The organism is Maribacter halichondriae (assembly GCF_027474825.1).
Classification (GTDB): Bacteria; Bacteroidota; Bacteroidia; order Flavobacteriales; family Flavobacteriaceae; genus Meishania; species Meishania halichondriae.
On record NZ_CP107030.1, the window covers coordinates 2,735,951 to 2,761,516 of the forward strand.

Annotated in this window: 30 protein-coding genes and 2 pseudogenes; 17 read left to right on the forward strand and 15 right to left on the reverse strand. The window is 40.4% G+C overall.

The genetic code is table 11. The annotated features are described in order from the left end of the window. Nucleotides 1–689: 689 nt before the first annotated feature. From N8A86_RS12615 to N8A86_RS12625, 3 genes are read left to right on the forward strand one after another with little or no spacing between them, the layout of a single operon-like run. The gene (locus N8A86_RS12615; protein ID WP_273565720.1) at nucleotides 690–1,466 is read left to right on the forward strand and encodes a sigma-70 RNA polymerase sigma factor region 4 domain-containing protein; all 777 of its coding nucleotides are present in this window, start codon (nucleotides 690–692) and stop codon (nucleotides 1,464–1,466) included. A gap of 10 nt (nucleotides 1,467–1,476) precedes the next feature. Continuing rightward, nucleotides 1,477–1,875: a hypothetical protein gene (locus N8A86_RS12620; RefSeq protein ID WP_273565721.1), complete on the forward strand. Its 399-nt coding sequence runs from the start codon at nucleotides 1,477–1,479 to the stop codon at nucleotides 1,873–1,875. A 27-nt stretch (nucleotides 1,876–1,902) separates the two neighbouring features. Further along, nucleotides 1,903–2,244 (forward strand): hypothetical protein, encoded by a 342-nt coding sequence (locus tag N8A86_RS12625; protein WP_273565722.1) that lies wholly within the window; start codon nucleotides 1,903–1,905, stop codon nucleotides 2,242–2,244. Nucleotides 2,245–2,261: 17 nt separating this feature from the next. Here N8A86_RS12625 and N8A86_RS12630 read toward each other — a convergent pair whose 3' ends face one another. From N8A86_RS12630 to N8A86_RS12640, 3 genes are all read right to left on the reverse strand, one after another. Beyond that, nucleotides 2,262–3,026, reverse strand: a complete 765-nt coding sequence (locus N8A86_RS12630) for an exodeoxyribonuclease III (protein WP_273565723.1) — start codon at nucleotides 3,024–3,026, stop codon at nucleotides 2,262–2,264. Between the two features lie 98 nt (nucleotides 3,027–3,124). Next, the gene (locus tag N8A86_RS12635) at nucleotides 3,125–3,502 is read right to left on the reverse strand and encodes a response regulator (protein ID WP_273565724.1); all 378 of its coding nucleotides are present in this window, start codon (nucleotides 3,500–3,502) and stop codon (nucleotides 3,125–3,127) included. Between the two features lie 130 nt (nucleotides 3,503–3,632). Further along, entirely contained in the window at nucleotides 3,633–4,019 is a 387-nt protein-coding gene (locus N8A86_RS12640; protein ID WP_273565725.1) for a hypothetical protein, read from the reverse strand. 137 nt (nucleotides 4,020–4,156) lie between these two features. Here N8A86_RS12640 and N8A86_RS12645 point away from each other — a divergent pair, with 137 nt between their 5' ends. From N8A86_RS12645 to ppk2 (N8A86_RS12655), 3 genes and pseudogenes are all read left to right on the forward strand, one after another. Further along, nucleotides 4,157–4,543: a hypothetical protein gene (locus tag N8A86_RS12645; protein WP_273565726.1), complete on the forward strand. Its 387-nt coding sequence runs from the start codon at nucleotides 4,157–4,159 to the stop codon at nucleotides 4,541–4,543. A gap of 386 nt (nucleotides 4,544–4,929) precedes the next feature. Continuing rightward, nucleotides 4,930–5,782, forward strand: a pseudogene (ppk2, locus tag N8A86_RS12650) (polyphosphate kinase 2). Nucleotide 5,783: 1 nt separating this feature from the next. Further along, nucleotides 5,784–6,605 (forward strand): polyphosphate kinase 2, encoded by an 822-nt coding sequence (gene ppk2, locus N8A86_RS12655; protein WP_273565727.1) that lies wholly within the window; start codon nucleotides 5,784–5,786, stop codon nucleotides 6,603–6,605. A gap of 110 nt (nucleotides 6,606–6,715) precedes the next feature. On the opposite strand, the gene N8A86_RS12660 is transcribed toward ppk2 (N8A86_RS12655), so the two are convergent. From N8A86_RS12660 to N8A86_RS12675, 4 genes are all read right to left on the reverse strand, one after another. Then, the gene (locus N8A86_RS12660) at nucleotides 6,716–7,276 is read right to left on the reverse strand and encodes a DUF4136 domain-containing protein (RefSeq protein ID WP_273565728.1); all 561 of its coding nucleotides are present in this window, start codon (nucleotides 7,274–7,276) and stop codon (nucleotides 6,716–6,718) included. Between the two features lie 126 nt (nucleotides 7,277–7,402). Beyond that, complete coding sequence (locus tag N8A86_RS12665; RefSeq protein WP_273565729.1) at nucleotides 7,403–7,858, reverse strand: hypothetical protein; 456 nt, start codon at nucleotides 7,856–7,858, stop codon at nucleotides 7,403–7,405. A 335-nt stretch (nucleotides 7,859–8,193) separates the two neighbouring features. Continuing rightward, the gene (locus N8A86_RS12670) at nucleotides 8,194–8,559 is read right to left on the reverse strand and encodes an arsenate reductase family protein (protein ID WP_273565730.1); all 366 of its coding nucleotides are present in this window, start codon (nucleotides 8,557–8,559) and stop codon (nucleotides 8,194–8,196) included. A gap of 20 nt (nucleotides 8,560–8,579) precedes the next feature. Further along, complete coding sequence (locus N8A86_RS12675; RefSeq protein ID WP_273565731.1) at nucleotides 8,580–8,801, reverse strand: hypothetical protein; 222 nt, start codon at nucleotides 8,799–8,801, stop codon at nucleotides 8,580–8,582. A gap of 119 nt (nucleotides 8,802–8,920) precedes the next feature. On the opposite strand from N8A86_RS12675, the gene N8A86_RS12680 reads away from it, so the two are divergent. Further along, nucleotides 8,921–9,796: a universal stress protein gene (locus tag N8A86_RS12680; protein ID WP_273565732.1), complete on the forward strand. Its 876-nt coding sequence runs from the start codon at nucleotides 8,921–8,923 to the stop codon at nucleotides 9,794–9,796. A gap of 99 nt (nucleotides 9,797–9,895) precedes the next feature. Here the strand turns inward: N8A86_RS12680 and N8A86_RS12685 are convergent, their stop codons facing one another. The 4 genes and pseudogenes from N8A86_RS12685 to N8A86_RS12700 form a co-directional block, all read right to left on the reverse strand. After that, a complete protein-coding gene (locus tag N8A86_RS12685) occupies nucleotides 9,896–11,086 on the reverse strand; it encodes an acetate/propionate family kinase (protein ID WP_273565733.1) in 1,191 nt (396 codons plus the stop codon). A gap of 94 nt (nucleotides 11,087–11,180) precedes the next feature. Next, the gene (gene pta, locus N8A86_RS12690; RefSeq protein ID WP_273565734.1) at nucleotides 11,181–13,274 is read right to left on the reverse strand and encodes a phosphate acetyltransferase; all 2,094 of its coding nucleotides are present in this window, start codon (nucleotides 13,272–13,274) and stop codon (nucleotides 11,181–11,183) included. Between the two features lie 349 nt (nucleotides 13,275–13,623). Beyond that, nucleotides 13,624–16,013: pseudogene (gene ppsA, locus N8A86_RS12695) on the reverse strand (phosphoenolpyruvate synthase). Between the two features lie 91 nt (nucleotides 16,014–16,104). Then, on the reverse strand, nucleotides 16,105–16,560 hold the full coding sequence (locus N8A86_RS12700; RefSeq protein WP_273565735.1) for a pyridoxamine 5'-phosphate oxidase family protein: 456 nt from the start codon (nucleotides 16,558–16,560) through the stop codon (nucleotides 16,105–16,107). A 214-nt stretch (nucleotides 16,561–16,774) separates the two neighbouring features. Between N8A86_RS12700 and N8A86_RS12705 the strand changes: the two genes are divergently transcribed. The 3 genes from N8A86_RS12705 (at nucleotide 16,775) to N8A86_RS12715 (ending at nucleotide 18,149) form a co-directional block, all read left to right on the forward strand. Further along, nucleotides 16,775–17,284, forward strand: coding sequence for a nicotinate-nucleotide adenylyltransferase (locus N8A86_RS12705; protein ID WP_273565736.1), 510 nt, complete (start codon nucleotides 16,775–16,777; stop codon nucleotides 17,282–17,284). Nucleotides 17,285–17,338: 54 nt separating this feature from the next. Next, nucleotides 17,339–17,542 carry a dodecin family protein gene (locus N8A86_RS12710; RefSeq protein WP_273565737.1) on the forward strand — a complete coding sequence of 68 codons (204 nt, stop codon included), beginning with the start codon at nucleotides 17,339–17,341 and terminating at the stop codon, nucleotides 17,540–17,542. A 133-nt stretch (nucleotides 17,543–17,675) separates the two neighbouring features. Continuing rightward, nucleotides 17,676–18,149: an archease gene (locus N8A86_RS12715; protein ID WP_273565738.1), complete on the forward strand. Its 474-nt coding sequence runs from the start codon at nucleotides 17,676–17,678 to the stop codon at nucleotides 18,147–18,149. On the opposite strand, the gene N8A86_RS12720 is transcribed toward N8A86_RS12715, so the two are convergent. The 3 genes from N8A86_RS12720 to N8A86_RS12730 all read right to left on the reverse strand — a co-directional run bounded on the left by N8A86_RS12720 (nucleotide 18,150) and on the right by N8A86_RS12730 (nucleotide 19,856). Further along, entirely contained in the window at nucleotides 18,150–18,791 is a 642-nt protein-coding gene (locus N8A86_RS12720; protein ID WP_273565739.1) for a phosphoribosyltransferase, read from the reverse strand. It lies immediately after the preceding gene. A gap of 242 nt (nucleotides 18,792–19,033) precedes the next feature. Beyond that, entirely contained in the window at nucleotides 19,034–19,435 is a 402-nt protein-coding gene (locus tag N8A86_RS12725) for a DNA polymerase III subunit alpha (protein ID WP_273565740.1), read from the reverse strand. 22 nt (nucleotides 19,436–19,457) lie between these two features. Next, entirely contained in the window at nucleotides 19,458–19,856 is a 399-nt protein-coding gene (locus N8A86_RS12730) for a hypothetical protein (RefSeq protein WP_273565741.1), read from the reverse strand. Between the two features lie 243 nt (nucleotides 19,857–20,099). Between N8A86_RS12730 and N8A86_RS12735 the strand changes: the two genes are divergently transcribed. After that, nucleotides 20,100–21,119 carry a quinone oxidoreductase family protein gene (locus N8A86_RS12735; RefSeq protein ID WP_273565742.1) on the forward strand — a complete coding sequence of 340 codons (1,020 nt, stop codon included), beginning with the start codon at nucleotides 20,100–20,102 and terminating at the stop codon, nucleotides 21,117–21,119. 10 nt (nucleotides 21,120–21,129) lie between these two features. Continuing rightward, nucleotides 21,130–22,002, forward strand: coding sequence for an SDR family NAD(P)-dependent oxidoreductase (locus N8A86_RS12740; protein WP_273565743.1), 873 nt, complete (start codon nucleotides 21,130–21,132; stop codon nucleotides 22,000–22,002). Here the strand turns inward: N8A86_RS12740 and N8A86_RS12745 are convergent. Then, the gene (locus N8A86_RS12745; protein ID WP_273565744.1) at nucleotides 21,999–22,844 is read right to left on the reverse strand and encodes a universal stress protein; all 846 of its coding nucleotides are present in this window, start codon (nucleotides 22,842–22,844) and stop codon (nucleotides 21,999–22,001) included. The two genes, N8A86_RS12740 and N8A86_RS12745, sit on opposite strands and share 4 nt — an antisense overlap. Before the next feature lie 116 nt (nucleotides 22,845–22,960). Here N8A86_RS12745 and N8A86_RS12750 point away from each other — a divergent pair, with 116 nt between their 5' ends. The 5 genes from N8A86_RS12750 (at nucleotide 22,961) to N8A86_RS12770 (ending at nucleotide 25,537) form a co-directional block, all read left to right on the forward strand. Further along, complete coding sequence (locus tag N8A86_RS12750) at nucleotides 22,961–23,179, forward strand: hypothetical protein (RefSeq protein WP_273565745.1); 219 nt, start codon at nucleotides 22,961–22,963, stop codon at nucleotides 23,177–23,179. Nucleotides 23,180–23,316: 137 nt separating this feature from the next. Further along, nucleotides 23,317–23,832, forward strand: coding sequence for a hypothetical protein (locus N8A86_RS12755; RefSeq protein WP_273565746.1), 516 nt, complete (start codon nucleotides 23,317–23,319; stop codon nucleotides 23,830–23,832). Between the two features lie 4 nt (nucleotides 23,833–23,836). Next, a complete protein-coding gene (locus tag N8A86_RS12760; RefSeq protein ID WP_273565747.1) occupies nucleotides 23,837–23,965 on the forward strand; it encodes a hypothetical protein in 129 nt (42 codons plus the stop codon). A 47-nt stretch (nucleotides 23,966–24,012) separates the two neighbouring features. Next, nucleotides 24,013–24,528, forward strand: coding sequence for a P-loop nucleotide/nucleoside kinase family protein (locus N8A86_RS12765; RefSeq protein ID WP_273565748.1), 516 nt, complete (start codon nucleotides 24,013–24,015; stop codon nucleotides 24,526–24,528). Beyond that, nucleotides 24,506–25,537 (forward strand): hypothetical protein, encoded by a 1,032-nt coding sequence (locus N8A86_RS12770; protein ID WP_273565749.1) that lies wholly within the window; start codon nucleotides 24,506–24,508, stop codon nucleotides 25,535–25,537. The genes N8A86_RS12765 and N8A86_RS12770 overlap by 23 nt, the downstream gene beginning before the upstream one ends. Nucleotides 25,538–25,566 lie beyond the last annotated feature (29 nt).

Below are 25,566 nucleotides of genomic sequence, written 5' to 3' on the forward strand. Positions count from 1 at the left end.
GTGAACCGAAATGATTTCCGTCATGTTATAAGTATAAATTTCGAGTATTCCGGATTTTAAATAGCTTACATACCAAAGGTTTAAAAACAAAAACAGGAAGCCGAGGCCTCCTGTTTCCTATGAGGGGTTAAAATTCGTTCGTACTTCCAACCAATCCTTTACACCACTTTATCGCTAAAATGACCTAGAGGTCGATTTTGGTTCGAACTGCATCGCTGCCCGCACTATGATCTATGCACCTTGCGGCAACATAAACCAATTTTTTAAAGAAACCGGGACACCGAAATGTCCCGGTCTCAAAGAAGGTATTGCATTTGCTTGTTACGCTTACAGCGGTTCACTCAAAATACCTATTGCTAGGCAGACTGGCAAACCACAGGGTCTAAAACAGCTGTGATACCTTCTCTGGGGCTCCGTTGCATTGCTGCGCCGAAGTACCCGTATCATAATATATTCAAAGAACGTTGTTGCTATTAATTATGATGCTAAAATACAGGGACTCTATCAGGGAGAAAATGACCTAGGTCAGTTTGGGTGATTTTTTTATTTTTTAACACTCCGGTCCGATTACCACTTGAGTCTTTAATTCTATTTCGACCCGAGAAATACTTCCCTACTGATATTAATCATTTTATGCTGACTTACAAGTTGTCATTTTTGGAAGAAATTATGACCTAAAATACATCGGTATGAAAAACACAGTAAACTATTTCGAACAAGAAAGAAAATTCCATGTATTCGTGGCGGGTACATTTTCGAAATTGGATGAGTTCAAGAAAAAAGGAGATAGCATTTCATTTAATATGGAATTGCTCAAAATTTTGCCGGAAGTGAAGCGTTACGTGGGAAGTCGACTTCTAACTACATTGAATAAAGGTATTATCGATAAGAACAAATTCAGGACAGAAGATTTTATAGACCAACTCTTTATCGAAGTGTACGACCATTTTGATGAAGTGGCCAATGCGAAGGAACTGCACCCATGGTTGTTCAAAAAAGCAGATGAATTGTTGGATGATGCCATTGTCGAAGAAGAATTCGATACGTTGTTCTTTGATAATATCGATGACTATTCCAAACCCGAATGGGATGCTATGGAAGAAAAGTTCAGCACCGATGGTGATGGCGACCTGGTTATGTTTGAGGAGTTGGACGATAGTTTCTATAAAAAGAATGCATATACGCTAAACCATGTTTTCGTGGAAGACGATGAACAGGAATTGGCGACAAAGCTTGATGAGCAATTGGATCAAGAGCGTATCGAAAACCATATGAAGATGGTGTTCAACAGGATGTCCTCTACAATGAAAAGTGTATTCGAATTGTTTACCGATCATCAATTCTTGATTCCAGAAATAGCTAAAATCAAAAGTTTGACTGTTCAAGAAGTAGAAAAACTTTTGGCCGATGCCAGAAAAATGCTAAGAACTAGTTTTTCAAAAAGATATTTAATTGATAGTAATTAAAAACTTAAAAATGAACAGCAAAATTTCAAACCCGAAAAAAGAGCTATTGCTAGGCGCAGGCCTCGATGTGCTGCATCAAGAAAGCAGTGAATGGCAAGAAACCATTTCCTTTTGGAAAGACGAGACTAAATTTTTCGCCGATCTGTTGTCTAAAAAAGAGGCCGCGGCATCGGAATACGGAAAAATGCTAAAGAACTTGGACAAGATCCACGAAAACCTTTTTGATTATCTGTCGGATGATATTATCGACCATGAAAAATTCCTTTCCCGTTTGGTAAAAGGCGAAAAAGGATTATCGGACGGTGATTATCGCGAACAGCATCGAAAATTGAATGAAAAAATGGAAGTTTTTGGTCGGGATTTCAAGGAGTTCAAAAAGATGGTTTTTGGTTACGCGAAGAAACTTTAAATAGTATCCGAAAAACTAAACACCCCATTGGAAATTACCCTTTTTACAAGAGAATGCAAGCCTGTGGATAGTATCGCCCATTTTATGGATTTCTACTACAGTCTTCAGTTGCGCTATTTGGCCAGCGATTTACTGAATCAGGGCCTTACTCCCAAACAAATCAACGATGCCGTAATAAAGGCGATGGGTATCGGAAAATCTTCGGGGATGGATTTGCGCCAACATTTTAGACCGGTCTTTAGCGGAATCGATAAGGAAATCATAAGCGATTGTAAACTTTCACATTTTGCATACGGTCTAGTACTGATGAATGCCGTTACCGAACTCTCATTCGTGGGAAATTTTCAAGTGGATGTTTTACAACAATAATAAGCAGCCTAGTGTACTTATAAATCGATTTCAAGTCCGATAGGGCAATGGTCAGAGCCTAGTACTTCTGAAAATATGGTAACCGATTTAATTTTATCCACCAAAACAGGACTGACCAAAAAATAATCGATACGCCAGCCCGTATTCCGCTCTCGGGCCTTGAAGCGATAACTCCAATAGGTATAAGCTACGGTATCGGGATGCAGGTGCCGGTACGAATCCACAAAACCTGAATTGACAAAGTTGTCCATTCCGTCGATTTCTATTTGGGTATATCCGGCCGTTTTATTGTAATTAGCCTTGTCGTTTTTCAAATCGATAGGCCGGTGGGCCACGTTAAAATCACCACAGGTAATAACGGCTTTGGTCTTTTCGAGATTTTTTAGGTACTTGAGAAAATCGGAATCCCATTGTTTCCGGTAGTCCAGACGATCCAGTTGCTGCCCTGAATTGGGTACGTAGACGTTTACCAAATAAAAATTTTCGTATTCCGCACATTGGATTCTTCCTTCTGAATCATGGTCGTCAATGCCCATGTCATCGGTCATCTTAATCGGGGCCATTTTGCTCAATACCGCGGTACCGGAATATCCTTTTTTATCCGCTGAATTATAGTGTATTTGATACCTGTCCAAAGGCGAAAGTACCTCCGCTACCTCTTCATCCTGAGCCTTGGTCTCTTGAAGGCAAAGAACATCCGCCTTCATCTTTGCGATAGATTCAAAAAAATCCTTTTTGACGATTGCTCGTATGCCGTTAACGTTCCATGAAATAATTTTCATCCGTTTTTCTATTTTGATTACTGGAAAATAAAAATTGCCGTGATGAATTTAAAAAAATCCAATGCAATTTTAATAAATATAGGGTTGGAATATTTTCTCTAAGAAATCAGCTTACTTTGTAAACATCTTCGAATCGATACCAAAAGATCTTCCAGATCGGAAGGCTTTACAATGTAGTCGTATGCGCCCAACTCCAAGCTGTTTTTGATATCCCTCTTTTCGTTCTTGGCACTATAGATGATCAGGGGAATGGTTTTAAGGGACTTGTAATTTCCTAATTTGGCCAGCAGTTGAAGGCCGCCCATTTCAGGCATCAGCAAATCGCAGACGATAAGATCGGGAATGTGGCGGAATATTTTATCAAAGCCATCCTTGCCATTGACTGCGGTTATGGTTCGGTATCCTTCCAGCTCCAAAAACTCGGCCGTATTCTCGCGAATCGTACAATCATCCTCAATGAGTAAGATAGTCGGCATGAAGAAAATAGATTAAAATTCAGGGACTATGAAGATAATGATTTTCTTACATATAGTACGTGTCTCGCATTGAATAGTTTTAAATTCCTGAACTATGTATTGAAGGAAATATTTACTCCAGTTATTTCCCCTACATATACGTACTCAGAAAACGGAAGAATTTTTTCTTAAGGTCTGCGTAGATCTGGCGTTGTGTCTCCATCTTGTTTCGGAACTCCAAATGGTTTTTGACCATGGCGATATCCAGCGCATCTTCTCCTGTCATGCTCTGTCCGGCGATCCGCGTCTCATGTTCTTCGATGGCTTCCTGAAGGTCTTCGATGACGCCACCGTGCAAGATGAATTCATTCTGGTAATGTTCCAGTTTTGCAAGTACATCTTTTGCTGTCCATCGGGTAACGAGTTCGCTTAATCGGTTATTGAAAGATTGTAGTTCATCCTCCCAAAAGGCAAGTTCCGATTGCCATTGCTTGTGTTCAAAATGGAGGTTCGAGTTGTAAATGATTTCCTTTTCCATGATACTTCAATTTAAATTTTGTTCTTGTTCTTTGAGTTGGACTACAAAGGTATTTCAATACAAAAGCTCTTAAAATGATATAGGTCATTTCAAAAAATTTCCATGCCAGCTTACTTTGCTAAATAAAATTTAGAGCGATGAAAAAATGTAAAAGATTTGTCCCGATATTGATGTTATTTGTTTTTTTCGGCTTTGCAAGTTGCGGCCCGGTAGTCATTACCTCTAGGGCAAGTAACCCGCCGCCGCCTTGGTTCTATCCGAACCGTTTAGAGGTAGTGCGCTATGTCTATTTTCCGGAATACCATTTTTACTATGACCTAACGGCACGCACTTATCTTTATTTGGATGGTGGCGTCTGGGTACGAAGAAATGTCTTGCCACCAAGGTATCGGAGTATAGATTTAAGAAGGTCGCGATATGAGCGGATACGCAATTATAACGATGACAACATTCGCAGGTATCATGAAGAAAACAATGCGAATCGGGGGAGGAGTAATAGAACTACAACTAGGAGAAGCAATTGATGAAACAGTTGGATTCAATGCGAAACCAATTTTTGAAAAAGTTTCATCCTGGTTTGCCAGAGTCGCATAAAGATGATGAAAACAAGTCCTAGAAATTTATATCCTTAATTTATCCTGAGCAATAGTCTCCTAGAAAAAATACTGTTATCGATATTTATATACTGTCAGTATCATGAACGCAAATAAAATGAGTTGCTTCCATAAGGTCTTAATGTAGTTTAATCCGTATAGCCTTTGTAAATTTGATATGATTTTTTCTTTTCCCTTTAATAAAATCAATACTAACTTGAGATAGTGCAACTCTTGACAGTTTGACACTCAAACTGACTTTTATCATCTTTTTAAATGATTAAAACGAAGATCTTTGATAAGATAAACCCGATTGTATGCTAACAGCGAAAGACTTAAAAAAAACGAATAATAAAAAAGAATTCATTGCACTTATCAAGGCAAAGAAAAGCAAGGCAGAGGTAAACGATTTATTGGAGACCGTTCAATACGAAAAAGAATTATTGGCTCTTCAGGCAGAATTTGTAGACTTTCAGCGTTGGGTTGCAAAGACTAAAAAAAGGGTCTGTATCATTTTTGAAGGTCGCGATGCCGCGGGAAAAGGAAGTGCCATTAGGCGTTTTACCGAGCACTTGAATCCACGTTCCATGCGCGTTGTGGCGCTTACTAAACCTACTGAAGTTGAAAAAGGGCAATGGTATTTTAGACGTTATATCAAAGAATTGCCCAACCCCGGAGAAATCGTTTTTTTTGATAGAAGTTGGTACAATCGTTCTGTTGTAGAGCCGGTAATGGGGTTCTGTAACGAGGAAGAATACAAGAAATTTATGGTGCAAGTGCCTGAATTTGAGCATATGCTCTATGAAGATGGTGTTGAAATAGTCAAATTCTGGTTCTCCATTTCAAAAGACGAGCAGGTAAAAAAGATTTAATTCACGTCTTGAAAACCCCCTAAAACGTTGGAAGTTTAGCCCTGTAGATAAAGAAGGGCAAAAATTATGGGACAAGTATACGTTCTATAAAGAACAGATGTTCAGTAAGACCCACACCAATTTCGGCCCTTGGATTATTGTCAAGACAAACAATAAGAAAGAAGCGCGATTGGAGAGTATGCGCTATGTACTTTCCAAATACGATTATGAAGGGAAGGGAGATTCCAGTGATATTCTATTACCAGACCCAAATATTATTCAACGCTACCATCGCTTGGTAAAACAAATTGACATATAAGATGCATTCATTAAGCAAAAAAGAATTAAAGCTATTGAACTCCAAAAAAGGATTGAAACAATTCTTATTAAACGATGGTATTAGCAAAACCAAAGTCCTACGCAATCTTACCTATGAAGTTCGAATTAAGAAGCTTCAAGAAGAGCTTATAAAGCTTCAGAATTGGGTAACGGAAAATAACGAGAAAATCGTGGTGCTTTTTGAAGGACGCGATGCCGCAGGTAAAGGAGGTGCTATTAGAAGGATAACACAGCATTTGAACCCAAGGGAATTCAAGGTGGTTGCCTTGCCTAAACCAACCACTGAAGAAGAGGGCCAGTGGTATTTTCAACGTTACATTAACAAACTACCAAGGGAAGGAAAAATTGTTTTCTTTGACAGAAGTTGGTATAACAGGGCGGTAGTAGAACCTGTAAACGATTTTTGTACGCAAGAACAGTACGACATATTCATGGATCAAGTCAATGACTTTGAACGGATGATCATTCAATCGGGCATACGACTGATAAAACTTTATTTTTCCATTACCAAAGAAGAACAGGCAATGCGATTTGAAGCGATTAAATCAAATCCGATAAAAAAATGGAAGTTCAGCAACGTGGATCAAAATGCCTTGAGATTATGGGATGTTTATACGGAATATAAATGTAAAATGTTCGAACATACCAACACCGAAATTGCGCCATGGACCATTATCAAGGCAAATAAAAAAACGGAGGCCAGAATTGAGGCAATTGAATATATTCTCGACGTCATTCCATACAATCCGAAAGACGAAACCATTATTGAGCATGTAGAAATTGAGGAAAAGGTAATCGATTGATTGGTACTATAGCGTATTGAAGTTCATCCGGAAGAGTTGTCGTTTTCTAGCAAACGTTAGTTTTACGGGTAGTTTTTTTGTCTTATCCCTTTGTAGATACACTTAGTAATTTACTTCACATCCAATTTTGATGGAAACTCTTTGAGTGCTTTTTTTACCCCTTTGATCATCCTATCCTTATCCATTTGCTCATTAAGTTCCATATATCTTTCTGCTGTAGATTGCCAAACGACGGCCCCTGTTTCTGAATCTATTAAATCTATTATCAATGACCCTTTAAGAAACCTGTAGGTTTCTTGATTGTAATAACTCTCGTACTCATCCCAATAACGAATTGGCTGTACATAGGGATCCATCATATCGGGGTGTTTTGTATAAACACTTTCCTTTTCCTCGAGAATGACATGAAAGCCAACCAACAATTCAGGTGTGTTTTCATCATTGACAAGACCTTTGGATTCCAATTCCTCCTTGATGATATTTTGTATTGACTGCATTCTTTCAAGATTATATCCGTAATCCGGTCCCTGATAATTTAATTCGCATCCCTGTATCCAACAATAGGTATTGTACTTATTTAAATCTATTTTGGGGTCCTGTACGGATACTACCTTTACCCCCGCACAACTTGAGGCAAGTATGTAAACCAAAGCAATAAAAAGTGTTCTCATGTAATTTCTATTTAGTGTTTATTACCCTTAAAATTTAATTGATCGTAAATTCAACTAATAATTTCTTATGGGTTTCCAGTTGATGTTTCAGTAATTGTTTCGGCTTTCCAGATAAGCTAAAAATCCCTATTTATCCTCCACAACCTGTTTGACAAATTGCTCTGTATCCATCAAATAATCCGTGACGGTAAATACTTCTTTTCGGTTACTGCGGAAATCTTTGACAAATGTGGCGATGTCATCTTCAAGCTGTTGGTGCTCCGCTCGAAACTTATGCGAATCATAGGCAAAGGGATTATCAATGAGCTCTGCCAAATGATGTGGATGTTTGTTAACGCGGTACGCCAAGGATCCACATTGTTTTTCAATGTTTAAAAGACTTACCTCGATTTCACGAACCATATCAATGTTTTCCTTTTCTGAAATCCACATAAAATACTTATCGATAAGGTTGCGCAAAAATTTTAAATCATCCTCATAAAAAGAGAGATCTGATTTCCAATGTTCGGTAAGTACATATAATTGTTGCCAATCGGCTTCGTGAATATATTGGTCGTTGGGCCTGCTTCTGAAATTGCTCATGTCGTGTGTTCTTAAAGTGTAAAAAGTAAAATTACCAAGGAAAATTCCAATTAAACATGACCTTCGTCAGTGATAATACATAGAACTCGTCTTGAGTTAATCTTTTACCTACGAATTTCGCATTTTGCGTCCTGATTTTACCATTTTTAGTTTCCGTAGCATATGGCTATGCAACCAAAAAATGACTTCATCAGGCCTCAAAAGCCTTCTCCCGATAGCTATCGGGACGGTGCCAAACATTAACTCAAAACGAGTTCATATTGCAGAATAATATACAAGCTGTGTACTTGTTAAAATTGACATTGGCCAGTTTCAGATTTGGAAGGGTTTCCCTTTTATATCTTAATAATATCCGTTGGAGTTTCTATTAAAATGGTAATATCCCCTCGCAGGGCAATGGGCTGTTTCATGATTTCAGGATTGTGTTTTATCATTTTAATCCAGTCATCGGGAGAGAATTCATGAGGCTCAAAATGTGATTTGTAGGAAGGATGTTCTTGATTAACAAGGTCTTTTATTTCAATATACAATCGGTTCGCCAGCTCGGCAATTTGGGTTCCTGTCAGAGGAACTTTTAATATATCTATTTCCATTATGGGCAATCCCTCTGCCTTTGCATAGGCCAAAGTTTGTTTTGCCCTTGTTGATTTAGAACTATAAAACAATGTGATTTGTCTTTCCGAAGTAGCAATTTCTCCCATATTCTTGAACTCAAATTCAACTAATTATTTTTTTTATGGGTTTCCAGGTGGTGCTTCAGCAATTGCTTTAAACTCTCAAGATACGCCAGCATGGCTTCCTTGTCCACATGTGGATGGTTCTCGGCAGGAATGGTCATCGGGTTTTCATCCAAAGAACGATATAGCTCAGGGTAATTTGTCTCGATATTAGTCGTAAGCTTCTCGATTTCGGCTATTACGTTCCTTAAATCCTTCTTTACCATATTGAATTAGTTGTATGGGGTAAATGTATTCAAGGTTTTAATCAGAAAACATGACACAGGTCATTCAAAAGTCGTTCAGAGGGTCATAGTTTTGGAATCAATTTAAAAAAGAAATCAAGTTGAAAACAATTGTATACGCTACGGATTACTCCGAAAATTCGGTAGCCGCCCTGAAATATGCGCATACTTTGAACACACAACTAAGTAATCACTTGGTCATTACACACATATTCGATTACCCTACTGTTTTAGGTACAGAAGGGCTTGAAGAACCCTTTCCACATTTGGAAGAAACAGCCTTTAAAAACCATCGTGCCAAACTGGAGAAATTCTGCGAGGAACATTTCGGTAGTGATTGGAAGGACCCAAATATTCGGTTGGAGGCCGTAGAAAACAAATCGGTCATCAAAGGTATTATTTCAGTAGCCGAAGAATGGCATGCCCAAATGATTGTTGTTGGCATGAAAGGTGGAAGCGGTCTACGGGAACTGATTATGGGAAGCACGGCAAAACAGCTAATTGAAAAAGCGCCTTGCCCTGTATTGGCGATTCCCGCCGATGCGAGTCATGTGGCGATTAAAACCATCGTGTATGCCACCGATTTTGAAGAAGAGGACATCTATGCGATCCAGAAACTGGTCGAAATTGCCAAGCCCCTTGAAGCGACCGTAAATGTAGTACATATTTCCACAAAGGAAGAATATAAGGGGGATATGCAGATGGCGTGGTTCAAAGAAGCACTCAAAGAAAAGGTAACGTATAAAGGGATTACGTTTCAGCAACTGTTTTCAGAAGATATTTTTGATTCGCTTCGAATTTATTTAGGGAATGTGGGGGCCGACCTGATGGTCATGCTGGAAAGAGAAAAGAAAGGATTTCTCAAAAAATTGTTCCATCAGGATCTCGTCAAAAAAATGGAGTCCTATGGTCGGGTACCGCTTTTGAGCTTTAGGGAGGGCCATCATCAACTCTTTTATTTTAGCGCGGTACTTTAAACGCAAGATGGTTTTATAAATTGAAAATATCATGGCCAGAAGAATATATAGTATACTGATTGCAATAACAGGAAGGGTAATACAACTGGAGTGTAGGGTCTACTGATCTGTGAACAATCCAAACGCCTGCTTAGCAATTTCCAACTCTTCATTAGTGGGGATGATCAAAATCTTAACTTTAGAATCATCGGAATTGATTTCCCGCAATGCCGATGATTTCATTTCGTTTTTTGAATCATCCAAAGCAATCCCTAAATAATCCATATCGGCACAGACCATTTTGCGGAGTAAAGCGGAATTTTCCCCGATACCTGCCGTGAAAACGACGGCATCCAAACCGTTCATTGCCGCCGTGTAAGCACCGATGTATTTTTTGATTCGATACGCATTCATTTCCAAAGCAAGAATACAATCGGCATTTCCTTTTTCGGCTTCGGCTTGAATATCCCGTAAATCACTATATCTCGTTAGGCCTAACATGCCACTTTTTTTGATGAGTAATTCATTTACTTCATTCAAACTATAACCCAAAGTCTCTACCAAATAGAAAATAATCGAATGGTCGATATCCCCGCTCCGTGAGCCCATGATGAGTCCGTTTGAGGGGGTAAACCCCAAACTGTGGTCGATGCTTTTTCCATTTTTCACCGCAGTCATACTACAGCCATTTCCTAAATGTATGGTAATGATTTTGGAATTTTTCTCCTGCAAATAGTCAATAGCTTTTTCCGAAACATATTTATGGCTGGTACCATGAAATCCGTAAACTTGAATGCCATGTGCGGAATAAAATTTATTTGGAATGGCGTATTTTTTAGCCTTTTCGGGAATGGACTGGTGGAAGGATGTATCAAAAACGGCAACCTGCTTAGCCTTCGGAAAAACTTCCTCCGCCAAAACAATTCCCTCTAGATTCTGCGGATTGTGCAGGGGAGCCAAAATGGAAAGCTCCTTGATTTTTTCTTTAACTTCTTGTGTAACGAAAGTGGTGTCGGAAAAAGTATTTCCCCCATGAACGACCCGATGGCCGACGATTTCGATTTCCTCGGCATTTTTAACGACCCCGATTTCAACATCCAACAATAACTCTGCTATTTTTTGGAAACCAGTTTTGTGGTTTTGAATTTCTAGGATTTCCTTTTTCTCAACAGCATCCGTTTTGTATTTCAAAACGGCATCTTTTGAACCGATACGCTCCACGATTCCACTACAAATGACCTTTTCGGAAGGCATACCCATAAGTTGGTATTTGATGGAGGAACTGCCAGCGTTGATGATTAGGATGTTCATGTTTTTTGATTATTAACCTGTCATTCTGAATATAATGAGGAATCTGTCAAATCTATGGACGGATTCTTCGCTGCGCTCTGAGTGACAAATAAACTCATAACCCCTGCGCCTGTATAGCGGTAATGATTACTGTATTAAATATATCGTCAACGGTGCAACCCCGGCTTAAATCGTTTACGGGTTTATTCAACCCTTGCAACATCGGTCCGATAGCCAATGCCCCGGTTTCACGCTGTACGGCTTTATATGTATTGTTACCTGTATTCAAATCGGGGAAAATAAATACAGTTGCCTGACCTGCCACTTGGGAGTCGGGGAGTTTGCTCTTGCCAACGTTGATATCTACGGCTGCATCGTACTGAATAGGGCCTTCCACCTTTAAATCGGGCCGTTTCTTCCTGATTATTTCAGTTGCTTTACGAACCCTATCTACATCTTCGCCCACTCCAGAGGCCCCAGAGGAGTAGGAAAGCATGGCAATCTTGGGCTCGATACCAAAAGCGTTACTGGTGGCCGCAGAGGAAATGGCAATTTCCGATAGTTGCTCCGCCGTGGGGTTCGGATTGATAGCGCAATCGCCAAAGACCGTTACCCGGTTGGGAAGACACATAAAGAAAACCGAGGAAACGATGGAAACCTCTGGCCTTGTTTTTATAAACTGCAAAGCGGGCCGTATGGTATGCTGTGTAGTGTGTACGGCTCCGGATACCATTCCGTCGGCATGGCCTTTGTAGACCATCATCGTGCCGAAATACGAAACATCTTCCATCAGGTCCTTGGCCATGGCCAGATTGACATTCTTGTGTTTTCGTAATTCGAACAGGGTGGTCGCATAGTCCATAAAATGGGATGATTTTTTAGGATCGATTATGTCGATTTTTTCTATATCCAACCCGATATCCAGTTCTGTAATCTTCGCCATTACTTTTACTGTATCTCCTAAGAGCGTGATTTTTACGGCATCAGCATCGATAAGCTTTTTGGTAGCCATTAAGATACGTTCGTCAGTTCCCTCGGGGAGTACGATATGTTTTTTGGCGGATTTTGCCCTTTTCAGCAGATTGTACTGGAACATCCTTGGGGTAATACCCTCAGCCTTAAATGTGATGAGTCTCTCGGCAAGATCATTGGTAGGGACGTATTTTTCGAAATCCTGTATGGAGGTGGTTATTTTTTCTGTGTTCTCGGCGTATATCTTAGGCCGTATGGCACCTATACGATTGGCGACGGAAAATGTGCCTCCCTTGACGGATAGTATGGGAATAATATCGGAAAGTCCCTCTATCAATTTAATGATGGATTTTTCTGGCAGCAAGTCGCCCGTAAGTACAACGCCCGAAAGATTTGGATAATTAGCCGAGATATTGGCCTGTAGCGCACCTAAAATAATATCTGCCCGGTCGCCCGGTGTAATGACCAGGCTATCCATTTTTAAATGGGTCAGATAATTGCGGAGCTGCATTGCACCGACGCTAAAGCCCCCGACCTGATTGTTGAGAAAAGATTCACCGAACAAAATTTTGGCATTCAGTTCTTGTGCGATTTCCTTTACTGTTGGATTGCCCAAAACCGGATTCATAGGAATGGCACCGATCAAAACTTTTTTCGGCAATTTTTTCTTTAGCCCGGTAACGACAAGTGTTACATTTTCGGGCTGTACTTTATTGGCCACCGTCAAGAGTACCTCGACCCCTTTTTCCTTGAAGGAGTCGTACGCCATGTAAAGGTTGCCCACAAGTTCTTCCAAAGTTTTGCCGGTTCCACTGGCAATAATAACCGCGGGAATTCCTAAATTTTTTGCAATGATTACATTGATGTCCCATTCTATAATAGCACCTTCTCCCGAAAAATCGGTGCCTTCGACCAATACAAAATCGAACCGGTCTTCGATGGCCTTGAATTTGTGGATGATGTGGCCCACGATTTCATCGTCCTTATCCTGATTTTTGAGCTGAACGACTTGGCTACGGGTATAGGCGTAGGTATCTTCAGGTTTTAAGTCTACTTCAAAATAGGTCAGCACTGTTTTGATGTGGTTATCGATTTTGCCTTTTTCAAGGTCATCTATTATCGGCCTGAAATAGCCCACTTTGGCCATTTTCCCCAATAAAAGTTGCATCAGGCCCAAAGAGACTATCGATTTTCCGCTGTTGGGTTCAGTGGTGGCTACATAAATGGCTTTACTCATATTGTGAAGTCTATTTGAACCGTAAATTTATGAGATTCTTCCTCAGTATCCCATCAATATATTAAAAACAGAAACAGGAGGCCAATGGCCTCCTGTTATCTCGAAGTTACATGCATCAAATCTGAATTTTAATTCTATAAATATGCCCTATATCGGGCCAACCTATAGGATCTAAAATTTTAGATAATGCAGGTACCTTCCCGTTCTTGTTAAATGAATATGGGCTTCCCCAAACCTCGATCCATTTTTTCAAAGAACTATAACCAACTTATGATACCGCTAAAATATATCTTAACAATGATTGACAAAATGACCTAGGTCATTATGGCGATATTTTTTCAACCTACTTTCAATTACTGCTTATTACATTTCCATAGGTCACAAAACTTTCTTCGGCCTTGTTCATATTTTCGATGCCCTGCAATAAGGCATCCGGATTGAACGAAATGCTATCGATACCTTCCTTGACCAAAAATTTGGCAAACTCCGGAAAATCACTGGGTGCCTGCCCGCACAATCCAATTTTAGTTTTTGTCTTTTTGGCGGATCGAATGGCCATTGCGATCATACGTTTTGAGGCCTCATCGTTTTCATCGAAAAGTTTGCCCATGAGCTCCGAATCCCGATCGATACCCAAGGTCAATTGCGTCAGGTCGTTGGAACCTATCGAAAATCCATCAAAGATCTCGGCAAATTCTTCGGCCAGAATCACGTTACTGGGAATTTCGACCATGGTATAGACCTCAAGTCCGTTTTCGCCTCTTTTCAAACCGTTTTCTTCCATCACGGACAGTACTTTTCTACCTTCAGACAAGGTTCTGCAAAAAGGCACCATAACTTTAAGATTTTCAAGGCCCATCTGTTCCCGTACTTTTTTGATGGCGGCACATTCCAAGGCAAATCCTGCTTTGTACAAATCGTTATAATATCTAGAGGCACCCCTAAAACCGAGCATGGGGTTTTCTTCATGCGGTTCAAAATCGGTTCCGCCAATAAGGTTGGCATATTCGTTGGTCTTGAAATCACTTAATCTAACGATGACTTCCTTTGGAAAAAATGCGGCGGCAATGATCGCGATGCCCTCGGCAAGTTTATCGATAAAATAGGTTTTCTTGTCCTTATAATTTTTGGTCATTTCCGCAATTTGATTTTTTACGGCGGATTCCTTGATAGCATCAAAATTGACCAAGGCCATCGGATGTATCTTCACCCAATGCGTTATAATAAATTCCATACGTAGTAGACCGACACCGTTATTGGGATAAAAGGAAAGTTGAAAGGCATTTTCAGGGTCGGCCAGTATCAGTTTGGCCTCCGTGCTAGGGATCCTTATGTTGGAAAAATCGATCTGTCGCTCCTCAAAGGGCACCTTGCCTTTAAAGATATATCCGGTCTTACCTTGGGCGCAGGATAGCGTGATGGTTTCCCCATCCGTTATTTCAGTGGTGGCGTTTCCGCAACCCACGATGGCAGGCACGCCCAATTCACGGGCGACTATGGCCGCATGACTGGTCCTGCCGCCTTTATTGGTTATGATTCCCCCGACCTGTTTCAGCAAGGGATCCCAATCTGGAGTGATTGTATCGGTAACGATAATCGAATCGGAATTTAAATGTTTTGCCTCTTTTGGGGAATTCAAAAGTACGGCCTTCCCCACTTTTATTTTGGAACCCACGGCATTTCCATGGACCAAGACCGTTCCCTTTTCGGTCAGGCGATATTCAATATGCACATTCTTATTTTTGATATGATGCACCGTTTCAGGCCGTGCCTGAATGATAAAGAGTTCATCGGAAATTCCGTCTTTGGCCCATTCGATATCCATCGGTTTTTGATAATGTTCCTCGATCAATAAGGCCCATTTTCCCAAAGTGATGACTTCCTCATCCGATAATACATATCGTTCTTGTTTCTCAACGGGAGTATTTATGTTGATAACCGTCGTCGTATCTTCTTCACCACCGTAGACCATGGTCAATTTTTTATCGCCCAATTTTTTTGGAGGATGGAGTATTTTCCGTTTCGCAAACTCGGTTTAAAGACATAGAATTCGTCTGGGGTTACAGTTCCCTGAACGATGTTCTCGCCCAGACCCCATACGCCCGATAAGAGGATGGCATTTTCAAATCCGGATTCGGGCTCAATAGTAAACCCGACTCCAGAACAACCTTTGTCCGCCCGGACCATTAATTGCACCCCGACCGATAAGGCTACATCCGAATGCTTGAAACCTTTGTCTTCGCGATACTTTATAGCCCTATTGGTATAGAGGGAGGCAAAACATTTTTTTGCCGCTTGTAAAACGGCCTCTTCGCCCCTGACATTTAAAAAGGTCTCATGCTGGCCAGCGAAACTGGCATCGGGCAAGTCTTCGGCCGTGGCACTGCTGCGTACGGCGACCGCGGCATCCTTACCTAAATTCTTGTAGGCCTCGACGATTGCTGAGGTAAATTCATGTGAAAATTCGCCCTTGAGAATAAGGTCTCTTGCGCGTTCGCCGATCAAGCTTAGATTGCCGTAATTTTTTCTATCCAACCCTGTAAGAATATTTTGTAACGCCTCTTCAATATGGTTTTCTTTAAGGAATTTCCAAAAGGCCGCTGAGGTAGTTGCAAAACCATTGGGTATTCGAATGCCCTTTGAAGTCAATTGGTTGTACATTTCGCCCAAGGAGGCATTTTTGCCTCCAACGGCGGGGATATCTTCTATACCTATAGACTTAAATGATTTGATTAACATGTTGCGTAGTTTAGAGATTTTGCCCAAATCTAAGCGCAGACTGTATGGTTACCAATGACCTTGGTCATTTTGAACGATTTTAAAACAGCCACTAGGATTTCCGTAGCTTTCCGGTAATTTCACCAATTTTGATACGATATATTATAGGATTGTCATCCGTATAAATTTTGCTCGAAAAGTCACTTATAAAATGTACTTCTTTTTCAGCATTGCGATTGATGATTTTCTTTACGCCTTCCGAAAATTCATGCAACATATGTTTGGCATTGATTCCATCAAGTTCTTCGTAAGTACCATGCACCATGACAGATCGCCAATCTTGCACTGATTTGATTTCATTCACGCTCAAGGCCACTGCTGGGTTTTTTCGCATCGCTTTTACTTTATGGCCTTTCGAAGAATAACTGGTAATAGTATGGGTATCGCTATCGTAATAATATGTTATTGGTAAGACGTAAGGACTCGCCCCTGTCAAATAAGCCAGTTGGGCGATATAATTGTTGCTCAAAATTGCTATGCATTCTTTTGTGTCCAATTTTCTTCTCATGACCTGTTAGTTTACATCAATGATACCAAAACTATCATTTGCCCATTAGAAAACATATGATATTGGTCAGTTGCAAAATTCCGGAAAATGATATTCTAAATCGAAAAAGGGATAACTGATCTAGGTCATTGTAGGCCGCTCATTGGCAAGGTATTTTTACATCGTAAACTCAAAAAGTTTACCGCTAATACATATTAATTTAAATAATACGATCATGAAAAAAATTCTATTTGGTTTATTAACAATTGGATTAACCGCCCAAACTTATTCTCAAATCATAAAGACGGAAGAGCTATCGGAAGTTACCGTAGTAGCCACTAATTACAAATATTTGAATGATGTGAATTCTCAAGAGGTGGCATCCATTCCCGTAGAATTGTTAGAGCGAAAGGTGGCCGCGTTCGATCCCACAAGTTCTGATTTTTATTTGGATGAATTTGACCGGTATAACATATCTTTTTATATCCCTGAGGGCAAGATTCTTGCCGCTTATGATAAGGACGGAAAGCTAATCCGTACAGCTGAGAAATTCAAGGATATTAATTTACCCACCGCTGTTAAGGAAGCCGTTTTAGACAGGTACCCAAAATGGACCATTACCAAAGATGTTTATTTGGTAAGTTATAGCGATGCTAAAGGCTCAAAAAAGACCTACAAATTAAAATTGGAAAACGGCAAGGACGTTATCAGGGTAAAAGCCGATGAAGACGGAAATATTCTATAAACCATAAGGGCAGGGAAACACCCTGCCTTTTTAGTATCATTTAAAAAAAGAATTATGTCAGTATTAAAAGTAATAGAACTTATGGGCAATTCAACGGTCAGTTTTGAGGATGCCGTTCAGAATGTCATCAAAGAGGCCTCAAAGACCGTAAAGAATATCAAATCGGTCTATGTCAAAGACATGCAGGTCACGGTCAACAATAATCAGATTGCCCAATATCGTGTCAATACCAAGGTAAGTTTTGGTATTATGGATTGAATTGAACTACAGATAGAGGATATTCGCAAAGTGTTACGTTACCGAAACCCGTTTTGGGGTTATCCTCTTTTCATAAATGCTCCACCGAGCATCTTGCCTTACAAATCTGAAGGAATCTATTAATAAGAACATCATGAACCATCATACCCTACCCGATAAACCGCGTACGAAGCGCAGGCGGCCTTTCCCAAAAATCCATGAAAAAGGGATTAAATATTTAGAGGTTGAAGGGAATTCGTTGCAAAACCTTTTTAAAAATAGTCTCAAAGCCATGGCCCATAGATTAAAACGAGGGTCCCATGATTCGGTGAGTCACTACGACTGCGTCATGCGGGTCGAGGCTATTGCGGATGACCCCAAAGAGCTTTTATTCGCTTTTTTGACCAAGGTATTGGCATTGACCCATACGCATAGAACTATTTTTGTTTCGATGCACGTTCTAGAATTTAGCGAGAAAAAAATTGTTGCCCAAGTTTATGGCATTTGGTACGACAACTTGGATGAAAAGATTAAATCTATCCCCGAGCACGGAATTCATATCCATAAAAATGAAGACCAATCATGGCTAAGTTCGATTAAATTTGAACTGGAAAGTCGCCAAAATTGATTAATGATTTCGAACATTGGTATTATTGACTTGCTCCAATAGTCGAATGGCCTCTTCATCCGAAACTTGAGGGAAATCCTCATAAAACTGTCCCACCGCCCGAAAATTTCGGGGAGTTTTCAAACAAATAACTTCATCGACAAGCGTTGAATCCTTTAAGGTCCGGATCGTCGAAATAGGTGCCACCGGCACGGCCACTACAATTTTTTCCGGTTTTTGTTGGCGGGCCAGTGTTGCAGTTACAAGGATTGTATTTCCGGTAGCGATGCCATCATCGATAATGATGACAGTTTTATTTTTTAGCTTTTGGGGAATTCTATTTTGATAGTATTGATCGTGTCGCTCCTTCAGTTTTTGCCGAATTCGTTGTGTTTCTTCTTTAATATAACCCTTGGTCACTCCCATGGCATCGGAAAGGATAACATTTTCCAAGCTAACGGCACCAATAGCATATTCCTTGTTATACGGATGCCCTATTTTTTTAGAGAGCGCTACGTCCAACGGAGTTTGTAATGTTTCCGCCACTATAGCCCCTAAAGGCAATCCGCCTCTGGGAATGGCCAATACCACAATATCATGATTCTTGAACCGCACTAAATTATCGGCCAATTGGGTTCCCGCATCTATCCTATTCTTAAACATAACGGGGTGTTTTTAATTTTTGAACTCGTCTTGAATTATTCTTTTACCTATGATTTCCATACCTACCCACCGAGCAGGTTTTCCAAACTATAACTCATGATGGGTTCAGTATTTGAAAATACGCTTGGCTTATTTCGATACTATTTTAAATCGTTACAACGAAGAATTTGTGTATTGAACCAACTACATCATAGAAATAGAGGTTGTGCGTATTTCGGTAGCGTATTGAATGGAATCTTTGCTCAATTCTTAAGTTCTGAATCCACGCCAAACTTCCGCTTGCACTTCTCGATTTCCTCTTTTGCCCGTTGCCCTGAAAAGCCCAGTGCGATAGCATATTTAAAAATGAGCTTTTCCTCGGCACTATCGATGGTATAATCGGCGTATATAACGGAAAACAGATCACGCAACCGTTCGATTCTTTCTTCAAGACCAAAGGTGCTGATATAGGGATTGCGCTCAGGATTTTTTAGGATCGCTTTATATTCCTCATCGGAAATATTTAGCTTAACGGCCAGCCGTCCTAAGACAATTTCTTCTTCCCTTTTGATAGTACCGTCAACTTGGGCCAAATTGACCAGGGCCATAAAATGGGCTGAATTGCTGGTATGCTCTGCTGTATCATATAAATCTGAGATAGACATTTTTTTCGTTTTTTATGGATTATTAAAGAATACCTCCGGTATATTTGAAAACTTTGGTTTTGTATTCATTGAAACCGGTATAAAAATCATTGAATCGTTTTTTTAAAACCCCGTGATTCTCTTGGTAAAAAGTATCGCATGCAATATCCTCGCATTCCAAAATTCCTTTTAAGGTGGTTTCGTAAATATTTACCTCCTTTTTTAGGCTTTCCAACTCTTGGATTTTTGTTTCGATTTCATTTTTAAAATTTTGCAAGCGCTCAAATAGCGTGGGCTTTGATTCGGTAAAAGCCTTCGAATTCAACAGTCTTTTTATGAACCTAATTTCATTTTCCTTATGGCCTATCATTGACTTCCAACCCATGGCGTCGTTGTGAAATTCAGCTAATAATTCCGCCGATGTATGCTCTTGTTTTATCATTGTATTGGGTATTGACAAACCTAGGGGAAATCTATACTATAAATTGGATTAATAAAATGATTATGATCAGTTTGAAAATATAAATATGATTTAAAATAGTATTGAAATAGATTTTAGACGAACTCTAAATTTAAATAAGCCGTCTCAGATGGTTGCCGAAAAATTTTATCAATACTGCTGATCTTAGTCATGCTAGCTATGGATTGTTAAGACTAATTTTAAGTCGTCAATAGAAATGCTTACATGAAAGCAGCTTATCTAAAAAAATATGGCCCCGCCGATACCGCCTTTGAAATCAGGGATGGCATACAGCCAATACCAAAACCCAATCAAGTTTTGATAAGCGTGGAGGCGTTCGGGCTCAACTTTGCCGATGTAATGGCACGATTGGGACTCTATAAAGCGGCACCTCCTTTACCGGCGATTTTAGGATATGATGTAGTGGGAACAATCTCGGAAATCGGTTCGGAAGTCCGGACGTTAAAAATAGGGGATAGGGTAACCGCCCTTACCCGTTTTGGGGGCTATGCGCAATATGCCGTTGCGGAGAACAATGTTGTCTTTAAGATTCCGGAAACACTTACTGCCGGGGTAGCAGTTGCTTTGGCCACCCAGTACAGCACCGCTTATTTTTTAAGCCATACCATGGCGAATCTTCAAGAAAATGATAAGGTTTTGATTCATGCCGCAGCAGGGGGTGTGGGAACGGCCTTGACGCAAATGGCATTGCACAAAGAATGTATAGTGTTCGGCACCTGCAGTTCTCCGGAGAAAATGGATTATCTATGGAAAAACGGAGTACACCACCCCATCAATCACAAGACGGAAGATTTTACGGAAGCAGTTAGGAAAGCCCTAGGTAAAAAAGGATTGGACGCCATATTTGACCCCGTAGGTGGTACCTCCGTAAAGAAAGGATATCGATTGCTCGGCGCGGGTGGTCGGCTGTTCTCATTCGGTGTTTCTAGTATGAACCAGACCAAATCCATTTTTGGAAAGTTGAGGGTGGCCTACCAGTTCGGATTTTATCATCCGTTGCAATTCTTGAGCAATTCAAAAGGAATCGTCGGGATCAATATCCTGAAAGTTGGGGAAGCAAATCCTGAAAAACTTTCTCGGGCTATGGAAGCGGTCGTTCAAATGACTGAAGAAGGTATACTAAAACCCCATGTCGGGGGCGAATTTTCCGTTGATAATTTGGCCGAGGCGCATGCGTTTTTGGAATCCCGAAAATCGATGGGAAAAATCGTGGTCAAGTGGTAACTAAATTTAGATGATGAAGGAAAACTACCTTAACAACAAAGTGGCATTGATCAGCGGGTCAAGTATGGGCATCGGCAAGGCGATTGCTATGGAACTGGCATCCAAAGGAGCCAAAGTAGTGTTGAATGGTAGGGATGCCGAAAAATTATACGGTACCGAAAAAGAGCTAAAGGCATTGGGGTATAGTGTTGCAGCATTGGTTGCCGACATCCGTTATCCTGAGCAATGCGACCATTTGATTCAAGAGGGTATTAAGACTTATGGAGCTCTCGATATTCTCGTAAACAACGCGGCAGTTAGTAGTCGAGGTTCTGTGGAGCATATGGCGACCGGGAACTTTAAAATCCTGGCGGATACTAATTATATGGGCGCAGCCTATTTGAGTAAGTATGCGATTCCACATTTGAGAAAGACATGCGGACATTTGATTTTTGTCAACAGCGCGGGAGGCTTTCGAGGTATGCCCTATAATTCCGCTTATTCCGCCTCGAAAGTAGCACAAGCTGCACTCGCGGATGCCATAAGAATAGAACTCTATGATGATGACATTCATGTGGGTGTGGCCTTTGTAGGTTTTACCGAAAACGACCCCGAAAAGACTATCTTGGATGTTGATGGTTCATGGGTATATCTACCCACACGGACAAATATCGTGTTGGCAAAACCACAGGAAGTGGCCAAAAGTATTTGTTCGATGGTTGTTAATAGAAATGATACGATTACTTTGACAAAACTAGGGTATCTAGCGGGTTTTACTACCCGATATCTTCCGGCCCTCAGTAGTTGGATTCTTCAAATGAAAAGAGATGATATCAAAGAGGAGTTTACCATGATAGGAGGCAAGAAAGTAGTTAAGAAAATCTCCGTTGGAGAACTACCTTAAAGTACTCCTACGGAATAACTCAATAAAGGAATACCGATGTTGGATTCCATTCTCAAGACCATGTCCCGATCAAAAAGTTTACGAATAACTCCCTTATCCTTGCGCTCCAACATGACCAGTAAATCGGCCTCTTTCTCCAACAAAGAACTCAGTAGTTTTTCATAAATGTTTTCGGAGTAGATCAGATTGTATTCCAGTTTATTGTAATCTACCTTTTGCTGTACCATCTCTTTGAACCATTGCAGTTGCTGATCGCCAACGTATTCTTTTTTAGTGGTTATATGGATTACCCTGATGATCGCATCGAACGCTTCCGCAATTTTCGCCAATCTTCGGATGGCAAAGATATCGGCCTTCTCAAAGTCACTTGCATATACGATGGTCTTGCAATATTTAGTATTTGAGGTCTCAGGAACGGCCAATACGGCACAAGGAGCCTTTCGAATCAGTGCCTTTGCGGTGCTTCCGAAGATAAACTCCTTTACGGCACTTGCACCTTTTGTTCCTACAACGGCCAGGTCTACATTGTGGTCGATTACTTTTTCTATGATTCCATCCGAGGTTGAACCATCCTCATCTACGAGTAGCTCTAAATTGATTGTTTTTAGTTTATCCCCTAAGTGTTCGGCACAAAAATCCTCAAGTTTTGCGCGATGTTCTGCAAAAAGTCGCTTTTCTTTTCGAATGTAGGATATGGAAACCGGGCTCGCCACCGATACCGGAATATCAAAAACATGCATGACCAGTAATTTTGCATTCAACTTTTCCGCAAAAAAATGGGCAAAATTCAAGGCGGCTATCGAATTTTCGGAATAGTCGGTAGCATAGAGTATGTTTTTCATGATTTTGTGTTTTTGATGTACCCTGTAAAATTATCCTGACCCGAAGTAGTACAAAATGACATTGGTCATTTCCGTTTGTGGCCCTAGGTAATAGCTTTGTGCAAAGATGTTCTCAAATGAAAAATCTACAACGTATTCTATCGGAGATTGTTCAGTTGACCAGCAGTATGGAAACCAACTACCCTGAACTCTATCAATTTTTGGATGAAACCCCGATTACCATTCCATCGACCGCCCATCCTGATTTGACCGAACTTACCTTAACGGAATATTTGGAAGACTTAAAAGAGTTGCTAAAACACCACTTGCAAACCCATAAAAATAAACTGGCATGAAATGAGGCATAACAATTCTTGATATCAACCGACATATTTAATGGCGAAATCGAAGATTCATGAACACCTTGAAAAAATAATTGATAAAGACGTGAATAATTACATCTGACCGATAAAAAACAATAAAATTTAACCAGATGAAAGGTTTTAAAAAATTACTTTGGATATTCCTAGGCCTAATAACTGCTTTTTTCCTCTTCCTTATTTGGTATCAATACCGCTACTCTATGGATGTCATTGACCCCTTTGAAGTTAACGCACCCAACCTGGAAATAAAGTTGCTGGTCGCTACCCAGGGCAGTGCTTTTAAGGACAGCATTACGAATGCCGTGGTAGATTATTATAGACCAAATTCCATTTATATCAAGGTCATCGATGTCAGCGGGCTTCCCGAAATAGACCCAGCCGATTTTAATGCCATTTTGGTCATCCATACCTGGGAGAACTGGAAACCTCCTACCGAAGTCAAATCCTTTATTGAACGAACTAAAAACGATTCTAATAAAATTGTGGTTCTGACCACCTCGGGCGAGGGCAGTTATAAGATGGAAGATGTAGATGCCATGACGGGGGAGTCCATAATTGAAGAAGTACCCGTTTTTACAGGGAAGATTATAGAAAGGCTGAACCCTTTATTGAATTTTAAAGATTGAAAAAATGGCACTTAGAAAAACAAGAAGATTTGGAATGGAGATGAATCAATGGGTCTGGGTAATCATCGTAATCGTAATTGCCGTTGCACTGTTGATGGGGGTATTCGTATTTTTTGGTACTCCTGTCGATTAGGTTTAGCGGATTTTAATTTAGGTTATGTGATTTTTAAAGAGAAGGTCATGGCAAAAAAGAATAGAATCATATTGGTTTTTGGCCTTCCCGGTTCCGGTAAAAGTTATTTCGCCTCTAATCTTGCTAAAATGCTTGGTGCTGATTATGTGAACAGCGATCGGTTGCGGAAAGAATTGTTTCCAAAAAGAACCTACTCCGAAAAGGAAAAATCCAAAGTCTACGATACGATGTTGAAAGAAATGGCGGTGGCAATAGGCCAAGGCAAGAACTTGGTACTCGATGCCACCTTCCATAAAAATGCAACAAAGGAATTGTTTATGGAAAAAGCTAAGGAAAATCTTTTTTTTATAGAAGTGAGGGCCGATGAAAAAATCATCAAGGAACGCTTGAAAAAGGATAGACCTAATAGCGAGGCGGATTATGAAGTCCACAAGTTAATCAGGCAACAATGGGAACCTTTGGAACGGCCCCATCTAATTCTCCAATCTACAAATGATAACATCGATGACATGTTGAAAAAGGCGATCAAATACCTGAACGATGACACAAGAGCAGATCGATAAACTTCTTTCAGAGGGAGAGTTCCCAGAATCGACCGAACAAAGACAATTGGTAGAAACCCATATTTCTTGGGTCGTTCTGTGCGACCGATTCGTATATAAGATCAAAAAACCGATCCGGTATTCATTTTTGGATTTCTCGACCTTGAAACTCAGAAAGCATTTCTGCGAAAGGGAGCTCGACCTAAACAAAAGATTTGCCAAAGGAGTATATCTCGAAGTACTCCCGATCTATGAAACTGGCGGACAATACCAAATCGGTGGTAATGGAGATGTTGTTATTGACCATACCTTAAAAATGCGCAAACTCGACCCAATAAAACAGATGGATGTTCTTGTGAGGAACGATAAAGTAAGTCCAACGGATATACGCAATCTGGCAAAACGGATTGCAGACTTCCATAAAGAAACCAACATCATTTTCAATAAAGATGTTTTGGATGTAAAGGAAAAATTCAACGCGTTGGGCGAGGAAAGGGAATTTCTGGTGGAGCACTTAAATAAGAATAGTGGCAGGCTTATCGACCGCGCCATCAAAGCCTCGAACGACTTTCTGAAAATCAACAAAACGTTGTTGGCAGACCGGTTGGGTCACGGATTTTTTCGAGATTGCCATGGCGACCTTCATACCCGTAATATTTTTCTGTTGCCTGAACCCCAACCCTTTGATTGCATCGAATTCAATGATGATTACCGACAGATCGATGTACTGAACGAAGTGGCCTTTCTCTGTATGGATCTCGATGCCTTGGGTAGAAAAGACCTTTCCGAACTCTTTGTAAACCATTACCATCAACTTTTTCCTGTCATGCGTAACGAGAAAGAACGCCAACTTTTTATTTACTACAAAAGTTACCGTGCCAATGTGCGGGCGAAGGTCAACAGCCTTCGGGCAAAAAGTGCATCAAACAAAGCGGACAAAACAAAAGCACTTAATGAGGCTTTGAAATATCTGAGGTTGATGGAATCTTACTTAAATTCCTTTGAAACATTATTTACCAAGGCTTTGTGAAAATTTATGGGCACCAGCTCTTCGACGAA